The organism is Arthrobacter arabinosi, assembly GCF_054511115.1.
The window spans coordinates 1-1306 of sequence record NZ_JBTNDF010000032.1; the positions used below are offsets into that span (position 1 = coordinate 1).

At 66.1% G+C, this 1306-nt stretch carries 1 protein-coding gene; it reads right to left on the bottom strand.

The window, feature by feature from the left end; genetic code table 11:
• Positions 1-47: 47 nt before the first annotated feature.
• The coding region (locus tag ACX80P_RS16950) for an IS256 family transposase (RefSeq protein ID WP_459279266.1) at positions 48-1306 on the bottom strand (1259 nt) is incomplete at its 5' end.

Genomic DNA, 1306 nt, shown 5'->3' on the forward strand with positions numbered 1-1306 from the left:
GGTCAAGCCCCTGGGAGTGGTGTAGCGCTGCGTGATCCCTCGCGGGGTTAAGCGGTCAGTGCGGGGCGGGCCTCCTTATCGGTGGTCGTCGCGTCCTTAGTGGTCGCGTCAGTGACGAGGGTGAGGCGGGACTTGGCGAGGATGTCCAGGCCCAGGTAGCGGCGTCCTTCGGCCCATTCATCGGTCTGCTCGGCCAACACGGCTCCCACGAGGCGGATGATTGCGTCGCGGTTGGGGAAGATCCCGACACTGTCGGTACGACGGCGGATCTCGCGGTTGAGTCGCTCGTTCGGGTTGTTGGACCAGACCTGCTGCCAGAGTCCTTCCGGGAAGCTGGTGAACGCGAGGATGTCCTCCCGAGCAGCATCGAGGTGCTCGTGGGCGTCGGGCAGTTTCCCTTCGACGTAGTCCAGCAGCCGGTCGAACTGGGCATGCACGGCAGTAGCGTCGGGTTGGTCATAGACCGAATGCAGCATCGCTTTCACGGCCGGCCACATGCTCTTCGGTGTCACACTCATCAGATTCGCCGCGTAGTGGGTCCGGCACCGCTGCCAGACGGCGCCGGGCAGGTTCGCACTGATCGCTTCCACCAGGCCCTGGTGGGCGTCACTGGTCACCAGGCGGACACCGGTCAGTCCGCGGGCGACGAGGTCCGCGAAGAACGTGTTCCACGCGGACCTCGTCTCGGACGTGGCCACGCGCAGACCGAGGACTTCACGGCGCCCGTCGGCGTTGACACCGGTCGCGACCAGGACGACGGCATTGATGACCCGCCCTCCCTCACGCACCTTCATCGTGAGCGCATCCGCAGCCAGGAACGTGAACGGGCCGGCCTCACCCAGGGGCCGGTGGCGGAACTCGTTGACGTGCTCATCGAGCTCCGCTGCCATGCGGGAGACCTGGGACTTCGACAACGAGTTGATGCCGAGTGTCTTCACCAGTTTGTCCATCCGACGGGTACTGACACCGGCGAGGTAGCAGTCAGCGACGACGGTGATCAACGCCGTCTCGGCCCGTTTACGGCGCTCGAGCAACCACTCGGGGAAGTAGGTGCCGGTGCGCAGCTTCGGGACAGCGACGTCGACTGTTCCGATGCGGGTGTCGAGGTCACGGTGCCGATACCCGTTGCGCTGGGCCAAACGGTCCGGGCTGGGCTTGCCCCACTCCGCGCCCGCCACGGCGTCGGCGTCCGCCGAGAGGAGGGCGTTGATCATGGTCTGCAAAAGGCTACGCATCAGATCCGGGGAGGCCTCGGCGAGGGCTTCAGTCAGGAGGCGGGCAGGGTCGAGAATGTGGGGAGCGGTCA